Raw genomic sequence first — 15901 nt, forward strand, 5'->3', positions numbered from 1 at the left:
ACTGCGCTGCCGATCATTATTTGCAGTCGGCGCAAAATATGTAGCCGCGGGGAATTTCAGTCGTGACAGAAGTCGGTAATCGCTCCAAGAGAATAGGTGTCGGCGGCAAAGGTGAAGGTGCCCTGTTCTTTGATTTCGCGCGACGCACGGATAAATGCAGTCAGAGCGGCGCGACTGAGGGCTGATCCCAAACTGATGCGGCGCACGCCCAAGGCTGCAAGATCTGCAACACTGAGTTGCACCGCTCCCTTTAATGCAGCCAGTACATTCACCGGCTTGCTGACAGAGGAGCAGACGGCTTTGATATCTTCCGGGCGTGTGAGTCCGGGAGCATAGAGCACTTCGGCTCCGGCTTTTTCAAAAGCCTGCAGGCGGCGGATGGTGTCGTCGAGGTCGGGGCGTCCGTGAAGATAGTTTTCAGCACGGGCGACAAACATGAAAGGGAAAGGCAGTGCAAGCGCGGCCTCTGCAGCCGCAGCCACCCGCTCCACGGCATGGTCGAAGTCGTAGATCGGTTTTTTATCGTCGCTGGTAGCGTCTTCGATGGAGGCTCCAACCAGGCCAGCTTCGGCGGCAAGACGGATGGTTTCGGCGGCAGCTTCCGCGGAATCACCGTAGCCATTTTCAAGATCCGCAGCAACCGGCAGATGTGTCGCGTCGACAATGGACTTCGCGTTGGCCAAGGCTTCGTCGCGAGTGATGCTGGCCGTTCCGTCGCGGCGGCCGAGGGTTACCGCCAAACCGCCGCTTGTCGTCGAAAGGGCCTCGAAGCCGAGTGCAGCGAGGATGCATGCGGTCCCCGCGTCCCACGGATTAGCTACGAGGAGAGGTTTAGATTGCTGGTGGAGTGACTGAAAGATCGCAGCTTTTTCCGCTTGTGTCGGCATGGATCGAGTTTACTTCTAAGTAACGGCTGTGCTCAAACGGACGGCAGACAAAGCCGCAGCACAAGAAAAAGCAACACGCCGGCGAAGAAAACCAGAGCCATGCGAATGCCCGGTTCGCGGTTAACCTCAGGAACGAGGTCAGTAGCAGCTACGTAAATAGCCACGCCTGCAGAAAGCGGAAGCCCAGCCTCTATCCATGACGGCAGCAGCCCGATGACCAGCGCACCGGCAATGGTTGCCGTCGCCAGTACGGACGCAGCGACGAGAGCAGCCTTGCGGCTGCGCCCCGAAGCCAGCATGACCGAGGCGACGGTAAATCCCTCCGGGACTTTATGCAGAAAGATGGCAATGAAGATCAGCCAGCCCAGCAGATTCGACAGAACAAAACCGGAGGCAATCGCCACTCCATCAAAGAACGCGTGAACGGCCAACCCGCCGAGCACGGAATAGCTGGTGCGTGCGGAGATGAACTCGTCGTGATGAGTCTCTTCGCCGAAATGAAAATGGGGAACAATCGTATGTTCCAGAAGGTGAATAGCGCAGTATCCAGCCAGCACAAGCACCGGGCCCCATTTCGGAGAGAAACGAAGGCTTTCTGGCAGCATCTCGAGAAAAGCTACCGCCAGCATGAAGCCCGCGCCCAGCGCTACGGAGTAGCGGAGGTAGCGCTTCTCCCAATTAGCGCGTACGAGAAGCAGGCCGCCGAAAACGTCCGCTACCGCAGCCACTGCGCCGAGAATGAGGGAAAGAAACATAAGTTGAATTTTGGTAGTGACGCCAATTCATCATCATAACTCGCCATTTGCAGGAAAACGGTGGCGGCGCAAGCATTTGATGCTTTGAGGGTTAACCCAACCTGCAAAAGCCAGACCACCCCGATGGCATCTTCGCCTATCTCAATCTATGTACGTGTACCAAATCTGTAGCAAAAGGATGCACGTTTTATGACAAACCAGAGTGACAAACGGCCGGAGCAGAACGACCGGCAGAATCAACCGAACAAGCCTCACGATGAGCAGGGAAGCACACAGAACCGGCCCTCCCACATGAATCAGGGAACCGAGGCTTTTCGCCCCGATCAAGCGAAACAGCAGGATGAGCGCCGCGAGAATCAGAAGGCTGGCCAGCCTCAGCCGCCTTCGCGGAAGGTCTCCTAAATAGAGCGGCGAGGGGCTCAGCGAGAGCCCCTCGTTCTAGTCCCGAGCTACAAACGCCACAAGCAAAATTCCTGCCACCAGCACAGCTTCTTCCACACGCTCCGATTCCACGTGCAGCTTATTGAATGCCAACCGATCGGGGTCGTCAGCTGCCACAGCATCAATCGCGCCGCCCGCGGCAAGGCGATAACCCTCCATTTTCGGAATGATCCAGAACTGGGAGAAGGCCGTCAACGCCAGCATGATGAAGGCAAAGATGACCGGCAACACGACATTCCGAGCATAGGTGCGAGCCCGCTGCGCGGCCAGAAGAAGAACGACGATGAGCGTTCCTGCAACCAGCCCCTCGTAGTGCAGAATACGCAGGCATTTTCCAACGATGATGCCTGCGGCATGTGTGTCAGAAATTGAAGAAAAAGCTGTGGCCGCGACGACAGGAAAGAACATGATCCCGCCGAGCCACAGCGTGATGAGGAGCAGAATGAGAGCACGCAGAAGAGTTTTCATCAGGCCGTCACCGTTCCTGCACTCCATAAACGCTCGACCGTCCGATGAGCTTTTCGATGCGCTTCGAAATCGGCGGATGGGTCGCGAAAAGATTGGCGAAGTCGCGTCCGCTGAGTAGCGGTTGCACGATGAACAGGTGTGCATTGGAAGGCGAGGCCTGCATGGGAAGCCGTTTGGAGTATGCGTCGAGCTTCTCCAGGGCCGAGGCAAGCGCATACGGATTGCCGGTGATATGCGCGCCGGTGGCGTCCGCTTCGTATTCGCGGGAGCGCGAAATAGCCAACTGTATGAGAGTCGCAGCAATCGGCGCCAGGATCAGCATGAAGAGCGCGCCCAGACCGCCTCCGCCACGCTCGCGGTCGCGGCTGTCCCCGTATCCGCCGAACAGCGAAGCCCAATAGCCCATTCGTGCCAGCATGGTAATGGCGCCGGCAAGTGTGGCAGCAATGGAACTGGTCAGGATGTCGCGATTGCGCACATGGCCCAATTCATGGGCGAGCACGCCCTCCAGTTCATCGTCGTTTAGCAGATTCAGTATCCCCTGCGTAACGGCGACTGAGGCGTGTTTCGGGTTGCGCCCGGTAGCAAAGGCATTCGGCGAATCGGAAGGGATGACATAAATCTTCGGCATCGGCAAACCGATCCGTTGGGTCATCCGCTCTACGACCTGGTAGACACGCGGCAACTCTTCGCGCGTGGCAGGCTGCGCCCGGTACATCGTCAGTGCCAGCTTGTCAGAGTAGAAGTAACTGAAGAAATTCATCCCGGCGGCAAAGATAAATGCCAGCAACATACCGTTGCGGCCGCCAAAGTGCTGCCCAAGCAAGACCAGGCAGAGTGTAAGCGCAGTCATCAGGAAAGCAGTCTTGAAAGTGTTCATTGCGAGCGGCCCTCCATTTCCGTTGAACCGCTTCCATAGATTGTTTCATAGAGTGGCTGGAGCCGTTTTTGTACTGTTTTCAGTAACTTCATACTGTATTCGGAATCATAAGATAACTATTGAGGAAACAGCCATTTACTTGTAAATAACTATAGTGGATCGTCTAAGTCAGTTACTTTCTTTAACCTGAGAATAAGTGATAGCTGCTGAGTTCTACGGTATGAAAATTGCCTTTGTGCGAGCAATGACTTCTTCCTGGAATGGGGCGAACTATGACTTCAAGTGTGTTGGCCACAAGGTGGTCAAACGATAAGTGTAGTTGTATTTGTAAACTCCTGATCCTAGCCGTGCTGATTTCCACTCTTTCCTCCTTCGCCCAGGAAACCACGGGCGCTCTTCAAGGCACAATCAAAGATTCTGCCGGAGCCATCATTAGTAATGCGCATCTGGTGCTCTCCAGCGACACGCTGGTGGGAACGAAAGAGCTGAATACAGATTCCAGCGGCTATTACCACTTTTCCAACGTGCCTCCGGGCACTTACACCCTGAAAGCGACGGCGCCGGGTTTCGACACCCTGATTCGAGAAGGAATCATAATTCTGGTCGGACATTCCCCGACACTCGATCTGACGATGAAAGTCGGTGCGGTCAGCACCACGATTCAGGTCACAAGTCAGACTCCCCTCATCGATACGACGACCAATACTACGCTGACCAATATTCCTGAAGATGTCATTCAGAATGTGCCCCATGGACGCTCGTTTCAGTCGGTCATCGAGTTTGCTCCCTCGGCACGCAACGAACCTCTGGCTGGCAATAATATGCAGAGCAATGGATCAGGCGGCTCATCTCCGGGCAGTATGAGCAATGGCGGCGATCACGGTTTTTCCGTTGCCGGCGGTGCTGATTCGGAAAACTCCTACCTTGTTGAAGGACAGGAAACGGCCAATATTATCGGAGGCTACTCCCATACAAACGTTCCTTTTGATTTCATTCAGGAAGTACAGCTGAAAAGCTCCGGTATCGAAGCCCAACACGGAGGCGCGCTTGGCGGTGTCGTGAACGTGATCATGAAGAAGGGCAGCGACAACTGGCATGGATCGGTTTTTACCCAGTTTGAAAATGATGCGTTGGATGGATCGCCCACCGCAACGTCGCGATACGATCCCAGCTCGAGCGGAGCTGCGACTTCCTGGGGAGCAGTAGATCCGACCTATCAGAACTACCAGCCGATCCGGCCGCATACAAGCGATGTATTTCCCGGCTTTACCTTCGGCGGCCCAATCTTCAAGAATCGGCTCTTTGGCGTAGTCGGTTTCAATCCTGAATTCAATAATTACGCGCAAAATGTGAATTACGGTCCTACGAATGGCGGGATTCTGCCCTTCAGCCGGAATACGCAGACCTACTACACGTATGCGCGAGTAGACGCCGTTGTCGCGCAAAAACTGCGTGTTTTCGGTTCCTGGCTGTATCAGTTGCAGCGTCAGAGCGGCGAGGCGTTGCCAGTCTCTGATTCGGTTCAGGGATACTTCAATACCAGCACCGGATGCTTCGGCTCCGCTACGTCGGCGAGTAACCCTTGCCTCAGCACGGGTATTCCCTCGTTTGCGTATGCGCACTCGCTGGGATACGTCGCACCAAACAACACTACCAATGCAGGTGCAGACTGGACGATCACCCAGAGCCTGGTCTCTACGACACGTTTTGGCTACTATTTCGAGAACTACCACGACTTCGGTTATCCCACGACAGGTACCATCTATGCTTTTCAGGCGAATGGCATAGGCGGCACTGACATTAGCGGCAATCCTCTTCCTCCCGATCTCCAACAGGGAGCCGGATATTTCAATATTGCTCAGAATGCCAACTACACGGTTCGCAACGCGAACAAGGCAATTCAACTGGATGAGGATCTCGCGTGGTACAAGAGCGGATGGGCGGGCACGCATAACATCGCGTTCGGCTACCAGCTAAACCGTCTGTCAAACGACATTGATCAGCATTACAACACTCCTAACGTACAGGTCTGGCCCGGAACGGGAAATCCATACTCCCCGCAAGGCCAGGTGGGTGCACAAAACTGCGCAACGGTCGAAGCGATCAATCAGCCAGGAAATCCGAATGCTGTCTGCGTCGGCACCTACGGCAACGTCGATGTCTATGACTACGGATCTCTCGGGAAAGCAACTAGTTACAACCATGCCTTCTTCGTCCAGGATTCCTGGCAGATTGGCCATGGGATAACGATCAACGCCGGCGTACGTGTGGAGCATGAGTATCTGCCCGCCGAAAATCAGCCGTCGGGCTCGATTGCCACACCAATTAACTTTGGCTGGGGTGACAAAATAGCCCCGCGTCTTGGAGTAGCGTGGGATCTCGCGCAGAACGGCAAGGTTAAGGTGTTTGCCAGCTATGGGCAGTTCTATGACCAGATGAAGCTGAACCTGGCCATCAGCTCCTACGGCGGACAGTACTGGCAGGAATGCTGGTACGCGCTGATGACCCCAGACCTCTCGACGGTAATGCCAGCGTTTAATAGCGGCGGGCGATATTGCGTGGGACCAAATTCGTCGAGTGAGGCGAACTTCGGCGGCACCACTCCCTCGGGATTGATCTTCCTCGAGAATCAGAATATCCGCGCTTTCCCCACCACCTGCCCGACTTGCAGCTCGACCGAAGAGGGCACCGCTCCTGGCCTGAAGCCGTACGAACAACATGAATCGGTCTATGGCATCGACTACCAGATTGCTCCCAGTCTGGCCCTCGAGGCCCGATGGGATCGGCGACGACTCGATCACGTAATCGAAGACTCGGCCTTATATAACCCGAATGTTGGTGAAACCTTCGTCATCGTCAATCCTGGGCAGGGAGTGAATAGCACCTTCAACGGCTTCTGGAATTTTCTTTATGGAACGCCGCCGCCTTCATGCTCGGGAACGGATTGCCCGCCGCAAGGGATTATTCCCGCAGCTCGCAGCTATGACGGCATCGAAATTCGCCTGACCAAAGCAAGCACCAATCACTGGTTCGGCATGTTTTCCTACACGTATAGCAATTTTCGCGGCAACTACACGGGATTGACCAGCACCGATGTTGCCGACGGTGGCGGCGGACGCAATGCGCCGAACAACAGCCGCTCGTTTGACGAGCCGTACTTCTCCTGGAACTCGATGGGCGGGTCTTCCAGCGGACTGCTGCCTACTGACCGGCCACATGCCTTCAAGGGATATGCCTACTATGAGCTGCCGTGGCTCCAGAAGTTCACCAGCGACTTCGGCATCTTCCAGTATGGCTACAGCGGTACTCCGCTTACGAGCTACCTCGACGTGGGCTATGCCTTCCCCGGGGCATTCCCGACCGATGTCGTCGATCGCGGAAAATGGGTGGATGTCACCCAGGATCCAACCAGCGGCGCCATCTCGGTGGGCCAGCCTTACACCAAGCGGACTCCGTGGTATACGCAAACAGATTTCAACTTCCAGCAATCCTATAAGGTTACTGAGAAAACGGCGTTGAGCTTCGCGACTACTTTTACAAATCTGCTGAATCAGCATTCGGTAGTCTCTACCGGGCAGCAGATCGATTCAAACTATGCCGTGAACTTTGCTGCCCCCAGCACTCCAGGCTGCGCAGCAGCGAATACCGCCATTCTCAACTCGCCGGATCCCACTTGTTACATCTTTGATGGTGCTCCGGCGTATGCGTCCTATATGCGTCCATACAATATTCAGGCGCTGATGAATTCAGCTCCCTCGAATGCAACCAGCGGTCCGGTAACGGTAAACAGTCAGTACGGCAAGCCGTATCTCTTCCAGACGGCGCGGGGTATCCGTCTGCAGCTGAAATATACCTTCTGATGAGCTAAAAACGCACTGGCGAATGGACTTCCTGAACCGTCCGTTCGCCAGGTTTTCATTACGGGCGGTAAATGAAAATACCAAATCTCAAACCGGTCTATGAAATTATGGATATATCCATTTACTCATATGTAAATAGATGAGACGCTAAATCGCTGAATTTATGATCGTTTGCGTTTTGGCCATTTGACTGCATCACCGGGGAGCATTCAATACTTTCCTGGGGTGTGTTAGTGCCGAAATTTATAAAGCCGGAGACATTGACTCTTCGGTCCAAGATATTCTCTGGAATCAGGTACGGATCGCTTGCCCTCGCGATTACGTTCGTGGCTGCCAACGGCAGCTTTTTTCCCAGCAATGCAGCATTTGGTCAGGCTGTATCAGTGAATGGTGGCTCCATCCAGGGAACGATCACGGATTCATCCGGAGCAGCAATCGGCAACGCGGATATTACCATTTCCGATAGGGAAACTGGTTATTCAAAGAGTCTGAAAACCGACGGCGCCGGTTTTTACAGCATCGGACCTTTGAACCCGGGCACCTACCAAGTCACAGTCGAAGCTTCCGGTTTCTCGAAGCTTGTAGTGGAAACCGTAGTTCGTACAGGTACCGCAACGCCGGGTAGTTACAGACTCAGCATTGGCGGAGCTGCGACCGAAATCACTGTCACTGCAGGCGCAGTGCAGGTCAATACCGATCAGCCAGGCGTCTCCGGCGTCATTAATGCGCAGCAGATCGATTCACTTCCTATCAACGGACGCAACTTCCTCGATCTTGCTCAGCTTGAGCCGGGCGTACAGCTGCAGGATGGAAACTCCTTCGATCCTACGAAGGCCGGTTACTCCGCCCTCGCGGTCAACGGCATTTCTGGCCGTACCACCCGCATCATCCTCGACGGGCAGGACATCACCGACGAAAACGTGGGAACGACCATCGTCAACGTTTCTTCGGGCGCCATTGACGAATTTCAGATCAACCACTCCACGCAGGATGTTTCCGGTGATCTGACCTCGACCGGTCAAGTGCTGGTTGCCACCCGTTCAGGGACCAATCAGTATCACGGGCAGGCTTTTTACAATTTTCAGGACAATAACGCGGGATTCGCTACGATTCAGGGCGTAAATGTGCCCTTCCAGCGGAATCAGTTCGGTGGACGAGTCGGCGGCCCGATCATTAAGGATAAGCTCTTCTTCTTCGCTAACTCTGAGCGTATTAAACAGGAGCAATCCGCGGCCGCATCCCTGGGCCCGCAAGTATCCGGAATTCAGGCTCTATTTCCATCAATCGGCTCCCCCTTTCGGGAGACCTACTCTACAGGAAAACTGGACTACAACGGTCCCTTTGGCGGCCACTATTTTGCCCGTGTAAATTACGATGTAAACTCCTCGGTATCGGGCTCTGGCTATTCGCTCTATTCAAACCGTGATAACACGTGGGGCATCGTAGGCGGCGCCGACTTTGTCAGCGGTGCGTTTACGCACAGCTTTCGCGGCGGTTATGAGAAGTTCCACAATCTGATCGGCGATGCTACAGCAGGAAATTCGTCTCTTTACAATCCAATTGCCGGTCTGAGTATCGACTGGGGCGCGCAGGCACTTTATACAGGTCCGAACGCAAATGCTCCGCAGGCTACCTTCCAGTCGGATAAGCAGTTCCGTTATGACGGCGGCTGGACTCACGCGGCGCACAACCTGCGCTTTGGCGGTGAGTTCAATCGTCTGCTTGGCGGCGGCTACGCATCGTTTTTCGGACTTGGTCCGAGAGCGTACGTCAGCAATTCTGGTCTCGTAAGCGGCGATCCAACGGATCCTCTAAATTATGCATTTCACGCTGCATATTTAGGCAACGGCGAGGGATTCTTCTCTGAGAAGCCCGGTTTTGGGCTGGATGGCGGTGGCCAGGAAGATTGGCGCATTGGTTTCTACGTTACCGATGCATGGAAGGTCCGCCCGAACCTGACCTTGACAGCTGGGCTGCGCTATAACCGCGACACGCAAAGAGCCAATCAGGATCTCGGCGCCATACCGTGCTCTGATATTGATGCAAATCTCTTTTCTTCAGTACCCTGCTCAGGAAGCGAGCCTCTGCTGGATCAGTTCGGTCCTGGACTCGGAAATCGCGTCAGCCAGCCGAACATGAACTTCGGACCCCAGATCGGATTTGCTTACAGTCCGGGAAGCACCGCAAAGACAGTAATTCGCGGCGGGTTCGGCGTCTACTACGATTCCAACATCTGGAACAATATCCTCTTCGACCGCGAAAACCGGTTGAAAAGCGGCCTGTTCAATGCTTACAACTATATGGATTGCACAAGCACTCCGCAGGTGCCGTTCCCTGGCGGCAATACGGTCACGTCTGTAAACGGCATTCCGTTAAGTCAGGTTTGCCAGATGCCTATGTCCCAATCGGGTCCGCTGCTTGTACAGCTACAGCAGCAATACCAGCAAGCTGTTCAGGCGGCTGGTCCCGCTCTCAATCCAGCCTACGTTGGCGAAACACTGAATATTCCCAGCTCCTTCTACGCACCAAACTACGTTTCTCCCTATTCGTTGCAATGGAACTTCGGACTCCAGCGGGAAGTTCGCACTGGCCTCGTAATCTCTGCCGACTACGTGCACAGCGCAACCCTGAAGATTCAGCAGACCATTGATATGAATCACGTGGGAGCGGCCCGATATCTCAACACTGCAGCTGCGCAAAATGCGATTGCAGCAACATTAAGCGCCAATGGATGGGCCAGCATCGATGATGCCATTGCTAATGGAGCCACGATCGACGACTTCATGCAAAATGGTCTTGACTCAGGAAATAATGTTCTGGGTGGAGGATCTGCTCTTTTGCTAGGCGGACCTGCCAAAGGATCTACGGCGAATGGAGCAGCTTTCCCTGGCGCCAATCCGAACCTTGGTGTCGGTCTATTCAACACACCGAGCGGCCGTGCGGGATATGACGCGCTTCAGATCAACCTTCGTCAGCAGAAGCGTCGGCCTTTCCCTGGTATTGCCGATTCAAACTTCGAAGTGTCTTACTCATTCTCGCGTATTCAGACAACTTCGAGAGGCGGATCGAATGCCTTCTTCACCGACGGCGCCTGGGACTACGATGCCCCTACTCGTTTCATGGGAGATGCCGATCTTGATCACCGGCATGCGCTGTCTTTCGGTGGTGCCTTCACCATCGCCCATCATGGTCCACAGATTGGCCTGATCGGACATTTCCGCTCGGCTGCGCCTACCAATCTCCTTCTGGATAACACCACGGAAAATAACATTTACCAAACCGACGTAGACGGTGATGGACAAACTGGCGACCTGTTGCCGGCGACCAATCCGGGTGCCTTTATGCGGCAATATGGAAGTGGCAGCCTCAAAAAAGCTATCGATAATTACAACTCTTCGTATGCTGGAACTTTAACTCCGGCAGGCAAGGCGTTGTTGAACGCTGGATTATTCACCGGTAAACAGTTGTCGCAGTTGAATGCTGTCCAGCAGCAAATCTATGACGGCTACAGCGGGAATGCTTTTTCCAACCCGATGTTCAAGGGACTGGATGCCAGCTTTACCTATCCGATCAAGCTGCGGTTCATCTCTGAATCAGCCAGCATCGAACCGGCAGTCGCTTTTTACAATGTCGCGAACTTTGCGTCATGGAGTGGTGCTACCGGCAATTTGTTAAACACAAACAATGCAGGGCCAGACGGTTCGGGAGCCTATGGATATGTAAACGGCACCAACGGTTTCGATTTCAAAAATCAGGAACGTGTACAGCGCGGTGCCGGTACATTCGACGTCGGCGGTCCTCGTTCTACAGAGTTCAAGCTGACCCTCAACTTCTAACCAGTCACAACTAAAGACAAAGCGGAGAGCCTTTTGGCTCTCCGCTTTGTCTTGTGCCTGACCCGGTTCGTCTCATAGGCGGCGAGTGCGCCGAGCGGTTATGATAGGTTTTCGTCAGGAGATTTTCACGATGCAGGTCAGGCTTTTGGTTGTTGCCGGAATGTTCGCGCTCAGTATGGCTGGATATGCGGAGCAGCCGGCCTCCACCGTGAAAGGTTATGTCAGCGAGGAGCAATGCGGCGCTTCCCACAGTTCGCCCAGCGCTGAAGCCACGAAATGCGTGAAGAAATGCATTCGCGGCGGGTCGGCACCCGTTCTCGTCAGCGAAGGTAAGGTCTACAAGCTGAAGGGTGAAGACACCGCAGTCCAGAATCTTGCCGGGAAAAATGTCACCGTGAAGGGAACTGTGAACGGTGAAACGATCACAGTTCTCTGGGTGTCGGCAAGGAAATCCTAGTGGAAGTCAGACCGCTGCGGTCGGCTCTGGTGATTCCAATTCCCGCGTTATGAGGCCTTCGATTTGCCTTTAGCAGCTTTTTTGGCGGCGCGTTCGCGCTTTTTTATTTCCTCTTCTGAAAACATGGTGCCGCGGCATTTGGCCGCTCCGCAATTGCAAAAGCACTCGTCATCTTCGCCATCGTACAGGTTGTATTCATAGGTCAGCTCTTCATTGGCGGGAATGTCGCGGATAGCCTTGATCCAGACGCGTCCGCGCACCTCAACTGTCTGACAATTCGGGTCGCAGGAATGATTGATGAACATGGCAGTGCCGTGGCCGTCGATCACAAAAGCCCCGTCTCCAACACCGAAGAGGTAGGTTGTAGGTGAATCCTGGTACTTTTCGTCGGCTTCGTCTTTGGTGATGCGCGGGCCGGTGTATTCGATGACGCGCTCGCCTTTTTTGATAGGGGCAGTCGTATAGCAGCCGGCTGCGTGGATGGCAGAAGATCGGATAATCAGGCTCATGAGATAAGGATTCGAGCCGAGTATAACGCACCTCGCGCACTGGATTGCTGCGGAAAACCAAAGCTTATTGCCGAAAGGTTTCTCGTGCCAGAGTAAGAAAGTTTTCTTCGAGCTCCGTTAAGCTCTGTTCCCGGTACGCCAGTTCCAGATGGCTGAAGATATTTGCTCCTCGAAGGCGGACGCAGCGCACCTCCTGATGAGCAATTTTCTCTACACATTTCGGCGCAATAGTGACGCCCATGCCGGTGCCAACGAGGCGCAGAATCGTCAGCCAGTGCGGCGCTTCCTGCACAATGCGTGGACGAAAGCCTCCCTGCTGACATAAGCGCATGACTTTCTCCCATGCATTCTGGCCCACCCCGGGTGAGAAAAGAACAAATGGTTCTGAACGGAGATCATCGATGCGAATGGAAGCTTTGTCGGCAAGCGGGTGCTGCGCGGAAACCACCGCGATGTAAGGCTCTGGCAGCAGGACTTCGGTATGCAGAGATTTCTCCTGATCGGCATCACGAGTGAAACCGATATCGGCGGTTCCGTTGCGCAGGGCGTCCAGCAGTCCGCTGGTATAGAACTCGCGCAGGCGCAACTCCACTTCCGGAAAGCGTCTGCGGTACTCGCTCAACATGCTCGGCAAAACCGTGAGCATGGCCGATGCGATGAACCCAACGGTGAGTGTGCCGACTTCGCCGCGACCGATACGCCGTGTGCTTTGGATATCCTCCGCAACTTTACGTAAGGTTTGCTGCGCTCGCTTCAGCAACTCCTCCCCGGCTCCGGTAAGGCGAACCTGCCGCGAGTTGCGCAGGAGCAGCGGGTGTCCGATGGCCTCCTCAAGCTTGCGAATCTGCTGCGAAAGCGGAGGCTGCGCGATGTGAAGACGCTGGGCGGCGCGGCCGAAATGAAGTTCTTCCGCTACAGCCACGAAATAGCGAAGATGTCGCAGTTCGATGCCAGTTATATCCATGAGATATGAATAAAGACAAACAATATATTGGACATATTATTCCGGCTGCGGCTAGATAACAATAAAGGAGTTACCGGGATGCAGACTCTCATGCAGATCACTTTTCGTTCCTTCGAAGCAGGCCAGCCAGGTGACAGGGAAGCCTTTCGCGTTCTTAATGAGCAGTGGATCGCCAAATACTTTGTACTGGAAGAAAAAGATATCCAGACTCTGCGCGAACCGGAGAAGTACATCCTGAAGCCGGGCGGCCATATTTATATGGGTTCGATTGATGATGAGATCGTTGGCTGCTGCGCCTTGATTGCGAATGGCCTGGGCTCCTACGAAGTGGCGAAAATGGCTGTGGACGAGTCCCGACGCAACCAGGGAATCGGAAAGGCGATGCTGGCCCATGTCATTGAAGAGGCGCGATCTCTTGGGGCATACAGGCTGACGCTCGAAACCAACAGCAAGCTGAAAAATGCCATTCACGTCTACGAATCGCTGGGATTCAAGCATACTGACCCGTCGCGCTTGGAGCCGTCGCCTTATCAGCGGGCGAACGTGTTTATGGAGCAGTTCTTGTAATTCAGCCCGACGCCAATTTTCTCCCATCCTTTCGCAGGCGCATCTCGTCTATTCTTAGAGAGAAGGGATTTCATGCGGCAGTTGGTTTCAGTTCCGGTGCTGATGGTAGCGTTCGTTCTGGGTGCTCCGGCGGTTTTTGGTCAACAGCAACAAAAGCAGCAGTCTGATCCGTATCAGACGCCCCCTACGCCTCCACAGTCGCCGTCGAGCCAGCCGGATAAAAATTGCGGTGGTCAGGCTACAGGCACAGGAAAAGGACCCTGGAAGTCGAGCAGTACCTGTCCGCCGCCGGCGCAAAGTGACAGTACGCCACCGCTTCAGCCGTCACAGAATTCTGGCCAGCAGCCGAAGAAATCGACAGCGGACGACAATCCGTTCCCCGAAGATATTTCGAAAAAAGCCGCAGATGAGGCAAAGGCCCGCGATGCTGAAGCGGGTAAAGCAGCGCCTGCGCCTGAGTCCGGCGAAAGTTCCAGCCGCGACAAAATGGGCGATCTCGATCTGGAAGGCGATCGTACTGACCGGCTCGATAACGGCGCTGGTGGCGTCATCCACGATCCGAAACTCGCAACCGACGATGTGCATGTCGGCCAGTTTTATCTGAATCGCGAAGACTACAAAGGTGCATACACGCGTTTTAAGGAAGCTACGCTGGCCGATCCTGAAAATTCCGAGGCGGTTTTCTATCTCGCTCAGGCGGCCCAGCGGATGAACCATAAGGACGAGGCCACACAGAATTATCAGCTCTATCTCACCGCTTTACCGAATGGGCCGAAAGCAAAAGAGGCACGCAAGGCGCTGCACGATCTCGGCGCTTCCTCGAAACGGTGAATGCGGCTACACTAGCGCCCATGCACCCCGCGCTTGATTGCATGTGTCAGGCTTATGCTGAGGCTCTGGAGCCGCTAACTGCCGTTCAGTCTCAGGCGCATCCGGCAGGAAATTTGGACCGCTGGAATGCTCAGCAAGTGGTCGAACATTTGCTGCTCAGCTACCGCAGCACGATTCGCGGACTCGAAGAAAGACTACTGAAAGGACGCGCCACCCAGGCGCCCGTTACTCCGCAACATGAAATGATGTGGCGGCGCTATATTGGCGCCGGGGTATTTCCCGCTGGCCAGAAAGCTCCGCCAATCGTTGTTCCCGGGCAGATGGACGCTGCCCCTATGTCTGGCTTGGCACTGACTTCTTCGTTACGGACAGACTTGGAAACGATGGATGGGCTGCTCGACCAATGCGCTGCAAAGTTTGGTCCCCGGCCGATGGCGTCGCACATTGCATTCGGGCCACTTTCCGCAGATCAATGGCGCGAATTTCACTGCGTCCATGGACGCCATCATCTGATCCAGTTAAATTACACTATTTCTTCAACCACTACGGGTTAGTTGAAGAAGTGAAAGTACCACTTTAAGATTGGCTCTCCGTGGAAAATGACATAAATAGCTGCGGCACTCAGAAAAGAGCCAAAAGGTAGTGCGAAGGTGCGGCCGCTTTCGCGTCGATATGCAATCCACGAGATGCCGAAGATCGCGGCACCCATGACTCCGAGAAACAGCACAAGCAGCGACTGCCAGGGTCCGAGCCACGCTGCGATCATCGCCAGCAGCTTGGCATCGCCTAATCCCATGCCCTCCTTGCGACGCACCAGCCAATAAAGTCCGCGAATTAGAAGGATGAGACTTGCAGCACAAACCGCAAAGGCAAGTGACCAAACAGCCGCGCGCCAGCCTCTCCGCAGAAAGTGGTAACCGATGCCTAAGACAATTCCCGGCAAGGTAAAGGCATCGGGAAGAAGCATTGTCTCGGCGTCCATAACGGCGAGGCCAAGCAGCAGAAAAATGAGTACCACCATCCCCACCGCTTCGAGAGTCAGGTCAAATTTGAGGTAAGACAGTAGAAACAGCGCTGCCATGGCAAACTCTATCAACGGATATCGCCATGAGATCGCCAGCCCGCAGTCCCTGCAGCGTCCACGGAGCAGAAGCCAGCTCACAATGGGGATGTTGTCCCATGAGCGGATGGAATGCTCGCAGGCTGGGCAGCGCGATGCGGGACGGACAATCGATTCATGCTGTGGAAGGCGGGAGATGCAGACGTTCAAAAAACTGCCGAAGGCCAGACCAAACAGGACGGAAAAGATGGCGGCGAGCACAATCACTGGACGCAGTATAGTGCCTGCCGCGCTTTCCGTAGGCGCGATCAGCAACCTCAAAAGCTCATTTTTGGTTGCATTTCAGCGCGAAAATGTGACCTTTTCCGGCCTTTTTGGTGCAGATT

At 54.6% G+C, this 15901-nt stretch carries 14 protein-coding genes; 7 read left to right on the forward strand and 7 right to left on the reverse strand.

Annotated features, from left to right (window positions below):
- Positions 1–56: 56 nt before the first annotated feature.
- Entirely contained in the window at positions 57–887 is an 831-nt protein-coding gene (locus GSQ86_RS20125) for an isocitrate lyase/phosphoenolpyruvate mutase family protein (RefSeq protein WP_158751965.1), read from the reverse strand.
- A 32-nt stretch (positions 888–919) separates the two neighbouring features.
- Positions 920–1642, reverse strand: a complete 723-nt coding sequence (locus GSQ86_RS20130; RefSeq protein WP_158751966.1) for a ZIP family metal transporter — start codon at positions 1640–1642, stop codon at positions 920–922.
- Positions 1643–1831: 189 nt separating this feature from the next.
- Here GSQ86_RS20130 and GSQ86_RS20135 point away from each other — a divergent pair, with 189 nt between their 5' ends.
- Complete coding sequence (locus GSQ86_RS20135) at positions 1832–2044, forward strand: hypothetical protein (protein WP_158751967.1); 213 nt, start codon at positions 1832–1834, stop codon at positions 2042–2044.
- A 36-nt stretch (positions 2045–2080) separates the two neighbouring features.
- Here the strand turns inward: GSQ86_RS20135 and GSQ86_RS20140 are convergent, their stop codons facing one another.
- Both GSQ86_RS20140 and GSQ86_RS20145 read right to left on the reverse strand, forming a co-directional pair.
- Entirely contained in the window at positions 2081–2551 is a 471-nt protein-coding gene (locus GSQ86_RS20140; RefSeq protein ID WP_158751968.1) for a DUF4149 domain-containing protein, read from the reverse strand.
- A 7-nt stretch (positions 2552–2558) separates the two neighbouring features.
- A complete protein-coding gene (locus GSQ86_RS20145; RefSeq protein ID WP_158751969.1) occupies positions 2559–3431 on the reverse strand; it encodes a zinc metalloprotease HtpX in 873 nt (290 codons plus the stop codon).
- 347 nt (positions 3432–3778) lie between these two features.
- On the opposite strand from GSQ86_RS20145, the gene GSQ86_RS20150 reads away from it, so the two are divergent.
- The 3 genes from GSQ86_RS20150 to GSQ86_RS20160 all read left to right on the forward strand — a co-directional run bounded on the left by GSQ86_RS20150 (position 3779) and on the right by GSQ86_RS20160 (position 11584).
- Positions 3779–7291: a carboxypeptidase regulatory-like domain-containing protein gene (locus tag GSQ86_RS20150; protein ID WP_254062508.1), complete on the forward strand. Its 3513-nt coding sequence runs from the start codon at positions 3779–3781 to the stop codon at positions 7289–7291.
- Positions 7292–7551: 260 nt separating this feature from the next.
- Positions 7552–11127 carry a TonB-dependent receptor gene (locus GSQ86_RS20155; protein ID WP_254062509.1) on the forward strand — a complete coding sequence of 1192 codons (3576 nt, stop codon included), beginning with the start codon at positions 7552–7554 and terminating at the stop codon, positions 11125–11127.
- Between the two features lie 130 nt (positions 11128–11257).
- Complete coding sequence (locus GSQ86_RS20160) at positions 11258–11584, forward strand: hypothetical protein (RefSeq protein WP_158751971.1); 327 nt, start codon at positions 11258–11260, stop codon at positions 11582–11584.
- 47 nt (positions 11585–11631) lie between these two features.
- On the opposite strand, the gene GSQ86_RS20165 is transcribed toward GSQ86_RS20160, so the two are convergent.
- Together GSQ86_RS20165 and GSQ86_RS20170 are read right to left on the reverse strand one after the other, a co-directional pair.
- Positions 11632–12093, reverse strand: a complete 462-nt coding sequence (locus GSQ86_RS20165; protein ID WP_158751972.1) for an SET domain-containing protein — start codon at positions 12091–12093, stop codon at positions 11632–11634.
- A gap of 64 nt (positions 12094–12157) precedes the next feature.
- On the reverse strand, positions 12158–13057 hold the full coding sequence (locus tag GSQ86_RS20170; RefSeq protein WP_158751973.1) for a LysR family transcriptional regulator: 900 nt from the start codon (positions 13055–13057) through the stop codon (positions 12158–12160).
- Between the two features lie 78 nt (positions 13058–13135).
- Here GSQ86_RS20170 and GSQ86_RS20175 point away from each other — a divergent pair, with 78 nt between their 5' ends.
- The 3 genes from GSQ86_RS20175 to GSQ86_RS20185 all read left to right on the forward strand — a co-directional run bounded on the left by GSQ86_RS20175 (position 13136) and on the right by GSQ86_RS20185 (position 15009).
- Positions 13136–13624, forward strand: coding sequence for a GNAT family N-acetyltransferase (locus tag GSQ86_RS20175; protein ID WP_254062510.1), 489 nt, complete (start codon positions 13136–13138; stop codon positions 13622–13624).
- Positions 13625–13696: 72 nt separating this feature from the next.
- Positions 13697–14455 carry a hypothetical protein gene (locus tag GSQ86_RS20180; RefSeq protein ID WP_158751974.1) on the forward strand — a complete coding sequence of 253 codons (759 nt, stop codon included), beginning with the start codon at positions 13697–13699 and terminating at the stop codon, positions 14453–14455.
- A gap of 41 nt (positions 14456–14496) precedes the next feature.
- Complete coding sequence (locus GSQ86_RS20185) at positions 14497–15009, forward strand: DUF1569 domain-containing protein (RefSeq protein WP_305782187.1); 513 nt, start codon at positions 14497–14499, stop codon at positions 15007–15009.
- Here GSQ86_RS20185 and GSQ86_RS20190 read toward each other — a convergent pair.
- Complete coding sequence (locus GSQ86_RS20190; RefSeq protein ID WP_158751976.1) at positions 15006–15836, reverse strand: A24 family peptidase; 831 nt, start codon at positions 15834–15836, stop codon at positions 15006–15008. The two genes, GSQ86_RS20185 and GSQ86_RS20190, sit on opposite strands and share 4 nt — an antisense overlap.
- Between the last annotated feature and the right edge of the window lie 65 nt (positions 15837–15901).

It is taken from the genome of Acidobacterium sp. S8 (assembly GCF_009765985.1).
GTDB lineage: Bacteria > Acidobacteriota > Terriglobia > Terriglobales > Acidobacteriaceae > Alloacidobacterium.